The organism is Kluyvera sp. CHPC 1.2972 (genome assembly GCF_036759925.1).
Classification (GTDB): Bacteria; Pseudomonadota; Gammaproteobacteria; order Enterobacterales; family Enterobacteriaceae; genus Kluyvera.
On sequence record NZ_JAPKIB010000003.1, the window covers coordinates 166,890 to 180,376 of the forward strand.

At 56.6% G+C, this 13,487-nt stretch carries 15 protein-coding genes; 9 read left to right on the forward strand and 6 right to left on the reverse strand.

Features of this window, described 5'->3' with window-relative positions; genetic code table 11:
• Both sapF and fabI read left to right on the forward strand, forming a co-directional pair.
• Complete coding sequence (gene sapF, locus V6944_RS06795) at positions 1-807, forward strand: putrescine export ABC transporter ATP-binding protein SapF (RefSeq protein ID WP_106928998.1); 807 nt, start codon at positions 1-3, stop codon at positions 805-807.
• A gap of 24 nt (positions 808-831) precedes the next feature.
• Positions 832-1,617, forward strand: coding sequence for an enoyl-ACP reductase FabI (gene fabI, locus V6944_RS06800; protein WP_333498378.1), 786 nt, complete (start codon positions 832-834; stop codon positions 1,615-1,617).
• A gap of 3 nt (positions 1,618-1,620) precedes the next feature.
• On the opposite strand, the gene V6944_RS06805 is transcribed toward fabI, so the two are convergent.
• Positions 1,621-1,749: a hypothetical protein gene (locus tag V6944_RS06805; protein ID WP_333498379.1), complete on the reverse strand. Its 129-nt coding sequence runs from the start codon at positions 1,747-1,749 to the stop codon at positions 1,621-1,623.
• A 153-nt stretch (positions 1,750-1,902) separates the two neighbouring features.
• On the opposite strand from V6944_RS06805, the gene V6944_RS06810 reads away from it, so the two are divergent.
• From V6944_RS06810 to osmB, 6 genes are all read left to right on the forward strand, one after another.
• Positions 1,903-3,060, forward strand: coding sequence for a CMD domain-containing protein (locus V6944_RS06810; RefSeq protein WP_333498380.1), 1,158 nt, complete (start codon positions 1,903-1,905; stop codon positions 3,058-3,060).
• Positions 3,061-3,141: 81 nt separating this feature from the next.
• A complete protein-coding gene (locus V6944_RS06815) occupies positions 3,142-5,076 on the forward strand; it encodes an exoribonuclease II (RefSeq protein WP_333498381.1) in 1,935 nt (644 codons plus the stop codon).
• 163 nt (positions 5,077-5,239) lie between these two features.
• Positions 5,240-7,231 carry a cyclic di-GMP phosphodiesterase gene (gene pdeR / locus V6944_RS06820; protein ID WP_333498382.1) on the forward strand — a complete coding sequence of 664 codons (1,992 nt, stop codon included), beginning with the start codon at positions 5,240-5,242 and terminating at the stop codon, positions 7,229-7,231.
• Positions 7,232-7,312: 81 nt separating this feature from the next.
• Complete coding sequence (locus tag V6944_RS06825) at positions 7,313-7,495, forward strand: YciZ family protein (protein ID WP_035896315.1); 183 nt, start codon at positions 7,313-7,315, stop codon at positions 7,493-7,495.
• 70 nt (positions 7,496-7,565) lie between these two features.
• A complete protein-coding gene (yciT, locus tag V6944_RS06830) occupies positions 7,566-8,315 on the forward strand; it encodes a DNA-binding transcriptional regulator YciT (protein ID WP_333498383.1) in 750 nt (249 codons plus the stop codon).
• A 300-nt stretch (positions 8,316-8,615) separates the two neighbouring features.
• Positions 8,616-8,831, forward strand: coding sequence for an osmotically-inducible lipoprotein OsmB (gene osmB / locus V6944_RS06835; RefSeq protein ID WP_035896313.1), 216 nt, complete (start codon positions 8,616-8,618; stop codon positions 8,829-8,831).
• A gap of 144 nt (positions 8,832-8,975) precedes the next feature.
• On the opposite strand, the gene yciH is transcribed toward osmB, so the two are convergent.
• The 5 genes from yciH to pgpB all read right to left on the reverse strand — a co-directional run bounded on the left by yciH (position 8,976) and on the right by pgpB (position 12,687).
• Positions 8,976-9,302, reverse strand: a complete 327-nt coding sequence (gene yciH / locus V6944_RS06840) for a stress response translation initiation inhibitor YciH (RefSeq protein ID WP_333498384.1) — start codon at positions 9,300-9,302, stop codon at positions 8,976-8,978.
• Entirely contained in the window at positions 9,302-10,036 is a 735-nt protein-coding gene (pyrF, locus tag V6944_RS06845; RefSeq protein ID WP_333498385.1) for an orotidine-5'-phosphate decarboxylase, read from the reverse strand. The genes yciH and pyrF overlap by 1 nt, the downstream gene beginning before the upstream one ends.
• Positions 10,037-10,309: 273 nt before the next feature.
• Positions 10,310-11,479, reverse strand: coding sequence for a lipopolysaccharide assembly protein LapB (gene lapB / locus V6944_RS06850; RefSeq protein WP_333498386.1), 1,170 nt, complete (start codon positions 11,477-11,479; stop codon positions 10,310-10,312).
• Positions 11,480-11,483: 4 nt separating this feature from the next.
• The gene (locus V6944_RS06855) at positions 11,484-11,792 is read right to left on the reverse strand and encodes a LapA family protein (RefSeq protein ID WP_333498387.1); all 309 of its coding nucleotides are present in this window, start codon (positions 11,790-11,792) and stop codon (positions 11,484-11,486) included.
• Between the two features lie 169 nt (positions 11,793-11,961).
• Positions 11,962-12,687 (reverse strand): phosphatidylglycerophosphatase B, encoded by a 726-nt coding sequence (pgpB, locus tag V6944_RS06860; RefSeq protein ID WP_333498388.1) that lies wholly within the window; start codon positions 12,685-12,687, stop codon positions 11,962-11,964.
• 167 nt (positions 12,688-12,854) lie between these two features.
• Here pgpB and ribA point away from each other — a divergent pair, with 167 nt between their 5' ends.
• Entirely contained in the window at positions 12,855-13,445 is a 591-nt protein-coding gene (gene ribA / locus V6944_RS06865; protein WP_185666043.1) for a GTP cyclohydrolase II, read from the forward strand.
• Positions 13,446-13,487 lie beyond the last annotated feature (42 nt).

Consider the following 13,487-nt stretch of genomic DNA (forward strand, 5'->3'; position numbering starts at 1 on the left):
ATGGTCGAAACCTTGCTTGAAGTGCGTAATCTGAGTAAGACCTTTCGCTACCGCACCGGATGGTTCCATCGTCAGACGCTGCAGGCGGTTAAGCCGCTGAGCTTTACCCTGCGCGAAAAGCAGACGCTGGCGATTATCGGTGAGAACGGCTCGGGCAAATCAACGCTGGCAAAAATGCTGGCGGGGATGGTGGAACCGACCACCGGCGAACTGCTGATTGACGACCATCCGCTGGAGTTCGGCGACTACTCGTTCCGCAGCCAGCGTATTCGCATGATCTTCCAGGATCCGAGTACCTCGCTGAACCCGCGTCAGCGTATCTCCCAGATCCTCGATTTCCCGCTGCGTCTCAACACCGATCTCGAACCAGAAGCGCGCCAGAAGCAGATTATCGACACCCTGCGCCTGGTCGGCCTGCTGCCGGACCACGTCAGCTACTACCCGCATATGCTGGCGCCGGGGCAGAAACAGCGTCTGGGCCTGGCCCGCGCGCTGATCCTGCGCCCGAAGGTAATCATCTGCGACGAAGCGCTGGCTTCGCTGGATATGTCGATGCGTTCGCAGTTAGTGAACCTGATGCTGGAGCTGCAGGAAAAACAGGGTATCTCCTATATCTACGTGACCCAGCATTTGGGCATGATGAAGCACATTAGCGATCAGGTGCTGGTGATGCACCAGGGGGAAGTGGTGGAACGCGGCAGTACCGCCGACGTGCTGGCCTCCCCGCTGCATGATTTAACCAAGCGCCTGATTGCGGGCCACTTTGGCGAGGCGCTGACCGCCGACGCCTGGCGTAAAGACCGCTAACACTGAAGAGAAGGATCAAACACGATGGGTTTTCTTTCCGGTAAACGTATTCTGATTACAGGCGTCGCCAGCAAGCTCTCCATCGCCTACGGTATCGCTCAGGCGATGCAGCGCGAAGGGGCCGAGCTGGCGTTTACCTACCAGAACGACAAGCTGAAAGGCCGCGTAGAAGAGTTCGCCGCCTCTCTGAACTCTAGCATCGTCCTGCCGTGCGACGTGGCGGAAGATGCGAGCATCGAATCTCTGTTCACCGAGCTGGCTAAGGTCTGGCCGACGTTTGACGGTTTCGTCCACTCCATCGGCTTTGCGCCAGCGGATCAGCTGGACGGCGACTACGTCAACGCGGTAACCCGTGAAGGCTTCAAAATCGCCCACGACATCAGCGCCTATAGCTTTGTGGCGATGGCGAAAGCCTGCCGCAGCATGCTGAACCCCGGCTCTGCCCTGCTGACCCTCTCCTATCTGGGCGCCGAACGTGCGATTCCAAACTACAACGTGATGGGGTTGGCGAAAGCGTCTCTGGAAGCCAACGTGCGCTATATGGCAAACGCCATGGGGCCAGAGGGCATTCGCGTCAATGCGATTTCGGCTGGCCCGATTCGCACGCTGGCCGCCTCCGGCATCAAGGATTTCCGAAAAATGCTGGCACACTGCGAAGCGGTAACCCCGATTCGCCGCACCGTCACCATTGAAGATGTCGGTAATTCAGCGGCCTTCCTGTGCTCTGACCTTTCTGCCGGGATCACCGGGGAAGTGGTGCACGTCGACGGCGGTTTCAGTATTGCTGCGATGAACGAACTCGAACTGTAGGCCTTAGGATTTCCCGGCGTCACTACGTTCGGCCGGGCTACAACTCACCTCACTCGGTAGCCCGGACGCGGCGTTAACGCCGACGCCGGGATTTTCCCCGGCGTCACTGCGTTCGGCCAGGCTACGATTCACCGCTTCTTACCCCTCTGTTATTCCAGTCAGTTATTAATTATCGCCGAACAATATTTTCTCCCTCGTCACGCATGCGCCAGGATATTTACCTATAACGATCCGGCAACACGCTCAATACCTGCCGGCTCGCCACCTATAGATCAAGGAATACCCATGGAGCCACGCCGCGTTTACGGCAAAAGCCACTGGTATCACGAAACCCAGTCGAGAGCCCAACACAGCGATGTGATGCCGCTGGTTCCCGAAGCCGCACACGTTGACGACCGTTTTTTACTGGACCTCACGTTACCCGACGCCCTCTACAGCGCCAATCAGCGCTGGCTGCGTCTTGCCCGTACGTTCGCCCAAACGCTGTTCCCGGATGTGGTCACCGTCAACCGCCTGCACACCTTTAGTGCCTACGACCGTCTGAGCACCGCGCTCACCGTCGCGCAGGTTTCCGGGGTTCAACGTCTGTGTAACCACTACGCCGCGCGTCTGGCACCGCTGCCGGGGCCGGATTCATCGCGCGAGAGTAACCATCGGCTGGCGCAAATCACCCAGTACGCCCGTCAGCTTGCCAGCTCACCGTCGGTGATCACCCCACGCGAACGCCAACAGCTGGACGGCGTAGGGCTTACCGCACACGATATTATTCTGATTAACCAGGTGGTCGGCTTCGTCGGCTTCCAGGCGCGCGTTATCGCCATTTTCCAGGCGCAGCTCGGTTTCCCAGTGCGCTGGATACCCGGTATGCCAGTGCAGGAAGATGCTGACGCAGAACGCTTCCAGAGTGAAAGCGCGCCGTGGTTTACCGACTTTGTCAGTACCGCGCCGCACCAGGCCAATACCCCGCAGGGTGACGCGCTGATACGCTGGCAGCAGGTACCCGAACTGGCAGACCTGGCAAACGTGCTGGTCGCCGAAGAAACGCTGCTGGAAGGGTTGGGTGAGCTTATCGATGCCCTCGCCTTCGCGCATCCGCTTCAGCCGCTGGCCTCGCTTATCCCGGCGCGCATCAACGGCAGCGCGAGCTGTTTTCATTACTACAGCGGACAGTGGCAAGGCGCCAGCGGCCTGCCGGAGGCGGTACGCAACGGCGAGCGCGCCATCCAGGCCTGGAGTCACCACTATCCGTGTGAGCGGGCAATGGCGCAGGCAACGCAGCTTTTAACCCGCGCGCCGGACCGTTTTAGCGCCGCTCAGCTAACCCCGCTCATTGAGCAAGGTCTTTCGGTGCCAGATGCCATCACGCTGCTTGCCTGGAGCGCGTTGAGCGGCTGGTTAAACCGCCTGCGCATCGCCCTTGGCAGCGCACAACAAGTTACGTAAAAGGGTGAAAGAGCGCTTGCTGCAACCTATAGATTCGCGTAACAATGTCAGCCGCTCTTTTGGCCACGAAAATAGATCAATATGCTTCAGGACAACCCGCTGCTCGCGCAGCTAAAACAGCAACTTCACTCCCAGACGCCACGTGCTGAAGGGGTCGTAAAAGCCACGGAAAAAGGCTTCGGTTTCCTCGAAGTCGACGCGCAGAAAAGCTATTTTATTCCGCCGCCGCAGATGAAAAAAGTGATGCACGGCGACCGTATTATCGCCGTCATCCACTCTGAAAAAGAGAAAGAGAGCGCCGAGCCGGAAGAATTGGTTGAGCCTTTCCTGACCCGTTTTGTCGGAAAGATTCACCGCAAGGATGACAGACTGTCTATCGTTCCTGACCATCCGCTGTTAAAAGATGCCATTCCCTGCCGCGCTGAACGCGGTGTGACTCATGATTTCAAAGAGGGTGACTGGGCCGTTGCTGAAATGCGCCGTCATCCGCTGAAAGGCGATCGTAGCTTCTACGCTGAGCTGACCAAATTCATCACCTTTGGTGACGACCACTTTGTGCCGTGGTGGGTTACCCTCGCCCGTCATAACCTGGAAAAAGAAGCGCCAAACGGCGTGGCGACTGAGATGCAGGATGAAGGTCTGGAGCGTCGCGATCTGACTGCCCTCGACTTCGTCACCATCGACAGCGCCAGCACCGAAGATATGGACGATGCGCTGTTTGTGGAAGAAGCTGCCGACGGCAAGCTGCTGCTGACCGTGGCTATCGCCGACCCGACCGCCTGGATTGTGGAAGGCAGCAAGCTGGACGACGCCGCGAAAATTCGCGCCTTCACCAACTACCTGCCGGGCTTCAACATCCCGATGCTGCCGCGTGAGCTGTCCGACGACCTCTGTTCGCTGCGCGCGGAAGTGGTTCGCCCAGTCCTGGCCTGCCGCATGACGCTGGCCGCCGACGGCACCATCGAAGACAACATTGAGTTCTTCGCTGCTAACATCGAATCAAAAGCCAAACTGGTGTATGACGACGTCTCCAACTGGCTGGAAAACACCGGCGACTGGAAGCCACAGACCGACGCCATCGCGCGTCAGATTACCCTGCTGCAGCGTGTTTGCCAGATTCGTAGCGAATGGCGTAAGACCCATGCGCTGGTCTTCAAAGACCGTCCTGACTACCGCTTCGTGCTGGGTGAGAAAGGCGAAGTGCTGGATATCGTCGCTGAACCACGCCGCATTGCTAACCGCATCGTTGAAGAGTCGATGATTGCGGCCAACATCTGCGCAGCTCGCGTGCTGCGCGACAAGCTGGGCTTTGGTATCTACAACGTCCACACCGGCTTTGCGCCCGACAACACCGAAGCGCTGGCTGCGCTGCTGAAAACCCACGACGTTCACGTCGATCCGGTTGAAGTGCTGACCCTGGACGGTTTCTGCAAGCTGCGCCGCGAGCTTGACGCTCAGCCTTCCGGCTTCCTCGACAGCCGTATTCGCCGCTTCCAGTCATTTGCGGAAATCAGCATCGAGCCGGGCCCGCACTTTGGTTTAGGTCTGGAAGCGTACGCGACCTGGACGTCACCGATTCGTAAGTACGGCGATATGGTGAACCATCGTCTGCTGAAAGCGATCATCAAAGGCGAAAACCCTTCCCGTCCGAAAGACGATGTCACCGTGCAGATGGCCGAACGCCGTCGCCTGAACCGCATGGCGGAACGCGATGTGGCTGACTGGTTGTACGCCCGTTATCTGAATCCGCAGGCGGGTAAAGATACCCGCTTCGCAGCGGAGATCATCGACGTTAGCCGCGGCGGCATGCGTGTACGCCTGGTGGATAACGGCGCGGTTGCCTTTATACCTGCGCCATTCCTGCACGCCGTGCGTGATGAGATGGTTTGCAGCCAGGAGAGCGGCACCGTGCAGATCAAAGGCGAAGTGGTTTATAAGGTCACTGACGTTATTGATGTCACCATTGCGGAAGTGCGCATGGAGACTCGCAGCGTGATTGCGCGCCCTGCGGCGTAAGCGTTCTCTGCTGTACTACGCGGCTCCTTCGGGGGCCGTTTTTTTTGGCCAGCGTTCACGCCTCTACCCTCTTTTTTCTACGCGAAATTTCAAAAAACGTTCACACTGAATACCATGGTATTGGATTCGGACGCATTCGAATGCAGGTGTACGAGGAGCACACATGGTGAAGTCTCTGGCACAAAATCTGCTCGACCCCACTCCCAGTGAAACCAGTCTCTACTGGCGTTTGTCGCGTGCCGAACCCACTCTTTACCTGAGCATAGACCCCGATTCCGGCGCTGGGTCCGACCTCGCCATCCCCCTCAGTGAAGAAAATGCCCAGCGCATTCATACCATGAGCGTCACCACCTCAAGCCTGGCGGTCAATATTCAGGTCAACGGCCATGATGTGCCCATTCATCTTATTGGCCGCAAGGTCAGCGGTACGGAATGGGCCGGCACGGCGTCTTCCTGGTTTGATACCTCCTCTGTGGCCCGCGACCTGCTGCAGGGGCTGCTGTTTGCCGAACAGGTGGTGTCTGAAGCGAACTCAGTGATAGTTATTCTCGACCGGGAAGGCAAAATCCAGCGCTTCAACCGTCTGTGCGAAGAGTACACCGGGGTAAAAGAGCAGGACGTGATCGGCAAAACCGCCTTCGAGCTTTTTATGTCTGCGCCGGAAGCCGCCGCCGCGCGGGAGAACGTGAGTCGTTTTTTTAGCAACGGCGGGCCCTATGAAGTGGAACGTTGGATCAAAACCCGCAAAGGGCCACGCCTGTTTCTGTTTCGCAACCGCTTCGTTCATAGCGGTAGCGGTAAGAATGAGATCTACCTTATCTGTTCCGGTACCGACATCACCGAGGAGCGCAAAGCGCAGGAGCGATTGCGGGTGCTGGCGAATACCGACACCATCACCGGACTCCCCAACCGTCATGCCATCAACGAGCTGATCGGCAGCGCCATCGACACCCGCCAGCCTGACGAACAAATTGGCCTGGTCTATTTCGATCTCGATAATTTCAAAAAGGTGAACGACGCTTACGGACACGTCTTTGGCGATCAGCTATTGCAGTCGGTGGCGCTGTCGATTTTAAGCTGCCTGGAAGAGAACCAGACCCTCGCACGTCTGGGCGGTGATGAGTTTATCGTTCTTGCCACCCACACCTCACAGAGCGAGCTGGAAGCCATGGCATCCAGGGTGCTGACCCGCCTGCGCGATCCTTTCCGCATTGGTCTGATTGAAGTCTATAGCGGTTGCTCGCTGGGTATCTCTATCGCCCCGCAGCACGGCGAAGACCGGGAGAGCCTGATTCGCAACGCCGACACGGCGATGTACACCGCCAAAGAGAACGGGCGCGGGCGCTTTAGCGTCTTTAAGCCAGAGATGAACCTACGGGTGTTCGAATATCTGTGGCTCGATACCAATCTGCGCAAAGCCCTGCAGTGCGATCAATTGGTTATCTACTATCAGCCCAAGGTCGACTTAAACGGCGAGGTGCATAGCCTCGAAGCGCTAGTGCGCTGGAACTCGCCCGAGCGTGGGCTGATCCCGCCGATGGATTTTATCTCCTATGCCGAGGAGTCGGGGCTGATTGTACCGCTAGGGCGCTGGGTGATGCTGGACGCGATTCGTCAGGTGGCGCAGTGGCGCGACCGAGGTATTCACCTGCGCGTCGCGGTTAACGTTTCAGCAAGGCAACTGGTCGATCAGGCTATCTTCAGCGATCTGAGACAGGCCATGAAAGCCCAGGGATTCGAGCAATGTCCGATTGATATTGAGCTAACAGAAAGCTGCCTTATCGATAACGCCGAACAAGCGCTGGCCGTCATTGAACAGTTTCGCGCATTGGGGGCGCAAATCCATTTAGATGATTTCGGCACCGGCTATTCGTCGCTGTCGCAGCTGGCCCGCTTCCCTATCGATACCATTAAGCTGGACCATATTTTTGTGCAGAGCGTTCACGACCATTCCGTTTCCCAATCGCTGGTGCTGGCGATTATTGCCGTGGCTCGGGCGTTAAATTTGCGCATTATTGCGGAAGGTGTCGAGAACGCGGCTGACGATGCGTTTTTGACACTACACGGCGTGGATGAGCGGCAGGGCTACCTTTTTGCGCGCCCGATGCCGGTCGCCGAGCTGGAACGCTGGCTGAGTGAGCATTCGGGGTTATAAGGTAAGCCATTTTTTCACTTCTCTTTTGTCGGTAAATTTTGCATCATTGATTTCAATCGAATTTATCAACAGGATCCCACTATGTCCGAGCTCGATGCGCGTCAGGTAGCCCAACGTATTGATACCGTACTTGATATTCTGGTTGGCGGCGATACCCATTCCGCAATCAATAATCTTGAAATACTCAAAGCGGAATTACTGGCCTACGCGGCAGACGAACGCGACAGCCGTACAGGTCAGCCAAAATCCCCGTGGGAAATCTGACACCATTCGCCCTGCGAGCGGCGGGTTAATCATCGCTTCCGCCCTCGCCCTTAACATTGATGCATTGATTATGAATTCCCGACAGCAAACCATATTACAACTGGTGATTGATAAAGGCCGGATGAGCGTCGCCGATTTGGCGAAAATGACCGGCGTTTCGGAAGTTACCATTCGCCAGGATCTAAACCTGCTGGAAAAGCAGAGCTACCTAAGACGTACGCACGGTTTCGCCGTTCCGCTGGACAGCGAAGATGTCGAAACGCGCATGATGAACAACTTTTCCCTCAAGCGTGAACTGGCGGCCTTTGCCGCCTCGCTGGTGCGTCCGGGTGAAACGGTGTTTATTGAGAACGGCAGCAGCAACGCGCTGCTGGCGCGCGAACTGGCAAAACAGCCGGATATTACCATCATCACCGTCAGCAGCTATATCGCGCATCTGCTGAAAGAGACGCCAGGAGAAGTTATCCTCCTTGGTGGGATCTACCAGAAGAAGAGCGAGAGCATGGTTGGCCCGCTGACGCGTCAGTACATCCAGCAGGTGCATTTCAGCAAAGCGTTTATCGGTATTGACGGCTGGCAGCCGGAGACCGGTTTTACCGGTCGCGACATGATGCGCGCTGATATTGTTAACGCGGTGCTGGAGAAAGGCAGCGAAGCCATTGTTCTGACCGACAGCTCGAAGTTTGGTGCTACTCATCCGTATCCGCTCGGGCCGATGAGCCACTTCAATCGTTTGATTACCGACGACAATTTATCCACCGAAAAACAGCTGCAGCTTGAGCAAACCGGACTGACGGTAAATATCGTCAAACGCCCTTAATAACGTCGCCCGATGCCTGCCGGTGTCGGGTTTTTTACCGTTTTACCTCCCCCGTTTTTTACCCCGCTTCGCTATGAGACTTTTCCTACGCCGGAATTAAGACTTTTTCCCTGGAACTTACATCACAAATTCGTAAAATTAATGTTAGCGATATAACAGGAAGTAACTATCACTTGCGTGACTTTTAGCAACAAAATTTACAACCTGCGCAACAAGCTTCACGGAATATGCACTGAGTACTGGTGGCAACTGCTATAGTTAAAGGGCTTTTTCCGTGAATAGAATATTCAGGAGAAAAAAATGACTTCAATGAAAAAAATGACGGCTGCTGTTTTAGCGGTAACGCTGGTAATGTCGCTGAGTGCATGTTCTAACTGGTCCAAACGTGACCGTAATACCGCGCTGGGTGCCGGTGCAGGTGCAATCGGTGGTGCCGTGTTAACGGACGGTAGCGCGCTGGGTACGCTGGGCGGCGCGGCGGTAGGTGGTATTATCGGCCATCAGGTCGGCAAATAAACCGCAATTCGAATATCAGGGCTCCGATGAGAATCGGGGCCCTTTTTATTTCACCGTGAGTGATGGTGACATTCCCGGGGTCGCATAGGCTCGCCCGGACTACAGGATGGGTAGGCCGGATAAGGCAACGCCGCCATCCGGCAATTAACCGCCTGCCAGCTTGACCTTCATCCCTTTAGCTTCCAGCAGCGTTTTGAGCAAATCGCGTTTGTCGCCCTGAATTTCAATCACGCCGTCTTTCAGCGCGCCGCCGCAGCCGCATTTCTTTTTCAGTTCGGCGGCCAGTTTGGTCAGCTCATCGTCGTCGAGATCGATACCGGTAATAAGACAAACGCCCTTCCCTTTACGCCCACTGGTCTGGCGCTGAATTCTGACCACGCCGTCACCTTTCGGACGCACCACGGCGGCCTTAGGCTCATCGATGCGGCCGGTCTCCGTCGAGTAAACCAGACGGCTGTTGTTGTCGCTCATTAGGCCCCCAGATTCAGCGATGCGTTAATGTCGCGCAGCGTTTGCGCCGGGTCGGCGGATTGCGTAACCGGGCGACCAATAACCATATAGTCTACGCCTGCGGTCAGCGCCTGCTCCGGCGTCATAATACGACGCTGATCGCCAGCGTCGCTGCCGGTTGGGCGAATGCCTGGGGTCACCAGCTTAAACGCCTGGCCCAGCTCCTGCTTAAAGCGAACCGCTTCCTGTGCCGAACACACCACGCCATCCAGACCGCAGTTTTTGGTCAGCGTAGCCAGTTTCAATGCATATTCCGCCGGAGACAGTGCGATGCCCAGGTCCTGCAGGTCGCTGGACTCCATGCTGGTCAGCACGGTAACCGCAATCAGCAGCGGCGCATCGGCGCCAAACGCCGTCAGCGCTTCGCGCGCCGCGGTCATCATTCGTGCCCCGCCGGACGCGTGTACGTTTACCATCCAGACGCCCAGATCCGCCGCCGCGGCAACCGCATGGGCGGTGGTGTTCGGAATATCGTGGAATTTCAGGTCCAGGAAAATCTCAAAGCCGCGCTGCTGCAGGTCACGCACAAACTGCGGGCCAAACAGCGTAAACATCTCTTTGCCCACTTTTAAGCGGCAGTCACGCGGGTCAATGCGATCAACAAAGGCGAGCGCGTTATCGCGATTATTGTAGTCAAGGGCAACAACAACGGGAGAGGTGGTGACAACACGAGAAGAAGATGAAGCAACGGACATGACTGGACCTTCTTATTGATGGGCACGCGGGGTGCGGAAAAGGTAAACGGGCAGCATTCTACCTGCGTGACCGGACAGGCACAATGCCGAGGGGTAAACGGAGGGGAAATTAAAGTATGTTGTAACTATACCCGTCATACTTCAAGTTGCAGGTGCGTTGGCTGCGTTCGCTCACCCCAGTCACTTACCAGAGTAAGCTCCTGGGGATTCACTCCCTTGCCGCCTTCCTGTAACTCGAATTATTTAGGGTATAAGTGGGCTATTTTTTAGAAATTACTGGCCGTCCAGCCCACGAATCGGCTTAATGGTCGACCAGGAGCGGCAGGATGGGCAGTGCCAGTAGAGCGTATAGGCGGTAAAACCGCACTTCTGGCAGCGATAGCGCGGCTTGCTGCGCACCTGTTCGCCGACCATGTCGCGCAGCACCATCAGGCTCTCTTTGGCGCGCCCTTCTTCCGCCTCATTGAGGTGGTAGTCCATCAGCTTGTGGAACACGCGCATGGTTGGGTGACGCTGCAGCTGGCGCGTCACGTAGGTTTGCGCCGCTTCTCCGCCTTTACTCTGTTCCATCACCTGCGCCAGCATCAGTTCCGCCGTGGCACCGGTGTTCTCTTCCACGCAACGCTGGAGGAAATGTTCCCACTCTTTGTCTTTGCCGAGCTGGTGATAGCAGGTTTGCAGCATTTCCAGAGTTTCGCTGACCAGCTCTTTATCCTGGTCAATCACCCGCAGCAGGCTGTCCATCGCTTTGGCGTAATCGCCTTTCGCCATCCACGCACGCCCCATCATGATGGACACACGCGCGCTTGACGGGTCGGCCGCCGCGCCGCGCTTGAGCAGCGACATGGCTTTATCGAGCTCGTCATTGCCCATCTGCTGCAGCGCCAGCTCACACCAGAAGTGAGCGATGTCGCCGCGATGTTTATCTTTACCCAGCTTCACCAGGCGTTCGGCGGTATCGATAGCCTTTTGCCAGTCGCTGGTGGCCTGGTAGATTTGCAGCAGTTGCTGCAGCGCGCTGATGCGGAAGTCGGTTTCGTCCACCAGCTGGTTAAACATGTCTTCGGCACGGTCATACAGCCCGGCGGCCATATAGTCACGGCCCAGTTGCTGCACCGCCAGCAGGCGCTGGTCGTAGGTCAGAGAGGCGCTTTCCATCAGCGTCTGGTGGATGCGGATAGCGCGGTCAACCTCGCCGCGCGAGCGGAACAGGTTGCCCAGCGTCAGGTGAGCTTCCACGGTGCCGGTATCCTCTTTGAGCATATCGAGGAACAGGTCAACCGCTTTATCCTGCTGGTTGCTTAAAAGAAAGTTCACCCCTGCCACGTAGTCACGCGACAAGCGGTTCGCTTCGTCCTGTTTGGACTGTTGTGCACTTCTGCGGCCCATATACCAGCCATAGGCTGCTGCTACGGGTAAAAGCAGAAACAACAACTCCAGCATGTAATTATTCCTTCGCCGCCGGAACGGTCGGGGCTACCGGAGCCGTCGCGTCGGGCGTCATTTGATGTTCGAGTCTTTTGATTTTACGTTCGGCACGCAGCAGCGAGACACGCACACGCAGCCAGAACAAGCCGCAGACCAACCAGCCAATCGCGAAGCCCACGGCAAACAACACCGCCAGCAGCGTGGAGATTCTGAATTCGCCCTGAGCAAGCAGGTAGTTAAAGGTGACCAGCTGATCGTTTTGTGCACCCAGCGTCACCGAAATGACAAAAATCGCTAACACCAATAAGAAAATGAGTAGGTATTTCACATGACTTCCCGTTATGTGGCTTCGGCAGTGTCGACACCGCACCCAGCCTTATAAAATAACATCTTCACCGCGACGACGAAATGGAAAAGCGCACTGAGAGGCTTAGATCTGTGGATCACCACGATGAAAATCAACCCTTTCCCCTGAATTCTCTTCGCCGCGCCCGCGTTTATACCGTTTTTTCCAGCGGCCCGCACCAATAGCGCACTAGCCAACAGGCTACCGTTGCCAACAGCCACGACATCACCGTCGCCACCATCAGATCCAGCGGCCAATGCATGCCCAAAAGCAGACGGCTGCCCATCACGCCTATCGCCCAGGCCATCGCCAGCGCCACCGTCAGCACCCGACGACGCGGCCACAGCAGCCCCGCCATCAGCAGCGCCCAGGTCGCCGCAAACATAGTGTGGCCGGAGGGAAAGGCAAATCCGGTCTCTTTTTGCCAATGATGGCGTAAAAAGCCGGGAATATCATTTTGTTGCGCCAGCTGTTCTTTCACCAGCGCCGCCCTTTCTTTACGCTTTAAAGTGTAGAACTGTGCGACGGGAATTTGCTGCGTTTTTTCCAGCCAGACCACAAAAGGCCGCGGTTCCTGCACCTGCTCTTTCACCAGCGATTTCGCCCCCTGGCCCAGCAGCACGGTCGCGCTGAGTACCAGAACCAGGATAATCGCATTGCGCCACCCAGGCCGCAACATCGTGATAACCAGTGCGCACAGCAGCAAATGGGTAATAATGCCCCACGGTTGGGTCACGGTTTCCGTTATCGCATACAGCGCATGTAACCCCCATCCGCTCGGTGCCGGCAGCCACTGCCAGCCAGAAAGCCACACCGCCAGCGGCATCAGTAGCAATAGGGCGGCGGCAATGGTCGTTCGTCCCGCGATGGTGCGCATTTCTCTTCCTTCTTGCATCAATGTCATCGTCCAACCTAAAGATAAAGTGTCAAATTTGTGCGCTTTACGAGCGGTCACCCGCGCACAATTAGGTGAAGTAAAGCACGTTGTGGCAAAATAAGGAAAACAGAAGGCGCTGATCGCGCTGAGATAATCTGGAGAATCACATGCAGCTTAAACGAGTGGCAGAAGCCAAACTGCCAACCCCTTGGGGCGATTTCCTGATGGTGGGCTTTGAAGAACTGGCAACCGGGCACGACCACGTCGCGCTGGTTTTTGGTGATATTACCGGGCAGACCCCGGTGCTGTCGCGGGTTCACTCTGAGTGTCTGACCGGCGATGCGCTTTTCAGCCTGCGCTGTGATTGTGGTTTCCAGCTTGAAGCCGCGCTGTCGCACATTGCGGAAGAAGGCCGTGGGATCCTGCTGTACCATCGCCAGGAAGGCCGTAACATCGGTCTGCTCAATAAAATCCGCGCCTACGCGCTGCAGGATCAGGGCTACGACACCGTTGAGGCAAACCATCAGCTGGGTTTCGCCGCCGACGAGCGTGATTTCACTCTGTGCGCCGATATGTTTAAACTGCTGGGCGTAGACGCCGTGCGTCTGCTGACCAACAACCCGAAAAAAGTCGAGATCCTGACCGAAGCGGGCATCAATATCGTTGAGCGTGTGCCGCTGATCGTGGGTCGTAACCCGAAAAATGCCCACTATCTCGATACCAAAGCGGCCAAGATGGGGCATCTGCTCAATAAATAAGGCTGTTGTCGCCGTTTATCACTAAACGGCGACCTATTCCCG

Bases quoted from the DNA above. Each gene is read 5' to 3' on its own strand.
- sapF (WP_106928998.1), top strand. From the start codon at position 1: ATGGTCGAAACCTTGCTTGAAGTGCGTAATCTGAGTAAGACCTTTCGC.
- fabI (WP_333498378.1), top strand. From the start codon at position 832: ATGGGTTTTCTTTCCGGTAAACGTATTCTGATTACAGGCGTCGCCAGC.
- V6944_RS06810 (WP_333498380.1), top strand. From the start codon at position 1,903: ATGGAGCCACGCCGCGTTTACGGCAAAAGCCACTGGTATCACGAAACC.
- V6944_RS06815 (WP_333498381.1), top strand. From the start codon at position 3,142: ATGCTTCAGGACAACCCGCTGCTCGCGCAGCTAAAACAGCAACTTCAC.
- pdeR (WP_333498382.1), top strand. From the start codon at position 5,240: ATGGTGAAGTCTCTGGCACAAAATCTGCTCGACCCCACTCCCAGTGAA.
- V6944_RS06825 (WP_035896315.1), top strand. From the start codon at position 7,313: ATGTCCGAGCTCGATGCGCGTCAGGTAGCCCAACGTATTGATACCGTA.
- yciT (WP_333498383.1), top strand. From the start codon at position 7,566: ATGAATTCCCGACAGCAAACCATATTACAACTGGTGATTGATAAAGGC.
- osmB (WP_035896313.1), top strand. From the start codon at position 8,616: ATGACTTCAATGAAAAAAATGACGGCTGCTGTTTTAGCGGTAACGCTG.
- yciH (WP_333498384.1), bottom strand. From the start codon at position 9,302: ATGAGCGACAACAACAGCCGTCTGGTTTACTCGACGGAGACCGGCCGC.
- pyrF (WP_333498385.1), bottom strand. From the start codon at position 10,036: ATGTCCGTTGCTTCATCTTCTTCTCGTGTTGTCACCACCTCTCCCGTT.
- lapB (WP_333498386.1), bottom strand. From the start codon at position 11,479: ATGCTGGAGTTGTTGTTTCTGCTTTTACCCGTAGCAGCAGCCTATGGC.
- pgpB (WP_333498388.1), bottom strand. From the start codon at position 12,687: ATGCGCACCATCGCGGGACGAACGACCATTGCCGCCGCCCTATTGCTA.
- ribA (WP_185666043.1), top strand. From the start codon at position 12,855: ATGCAGCTTAAACGAGTGGCAGAAGCCAAACTGCCAACCCCTTGGGGC.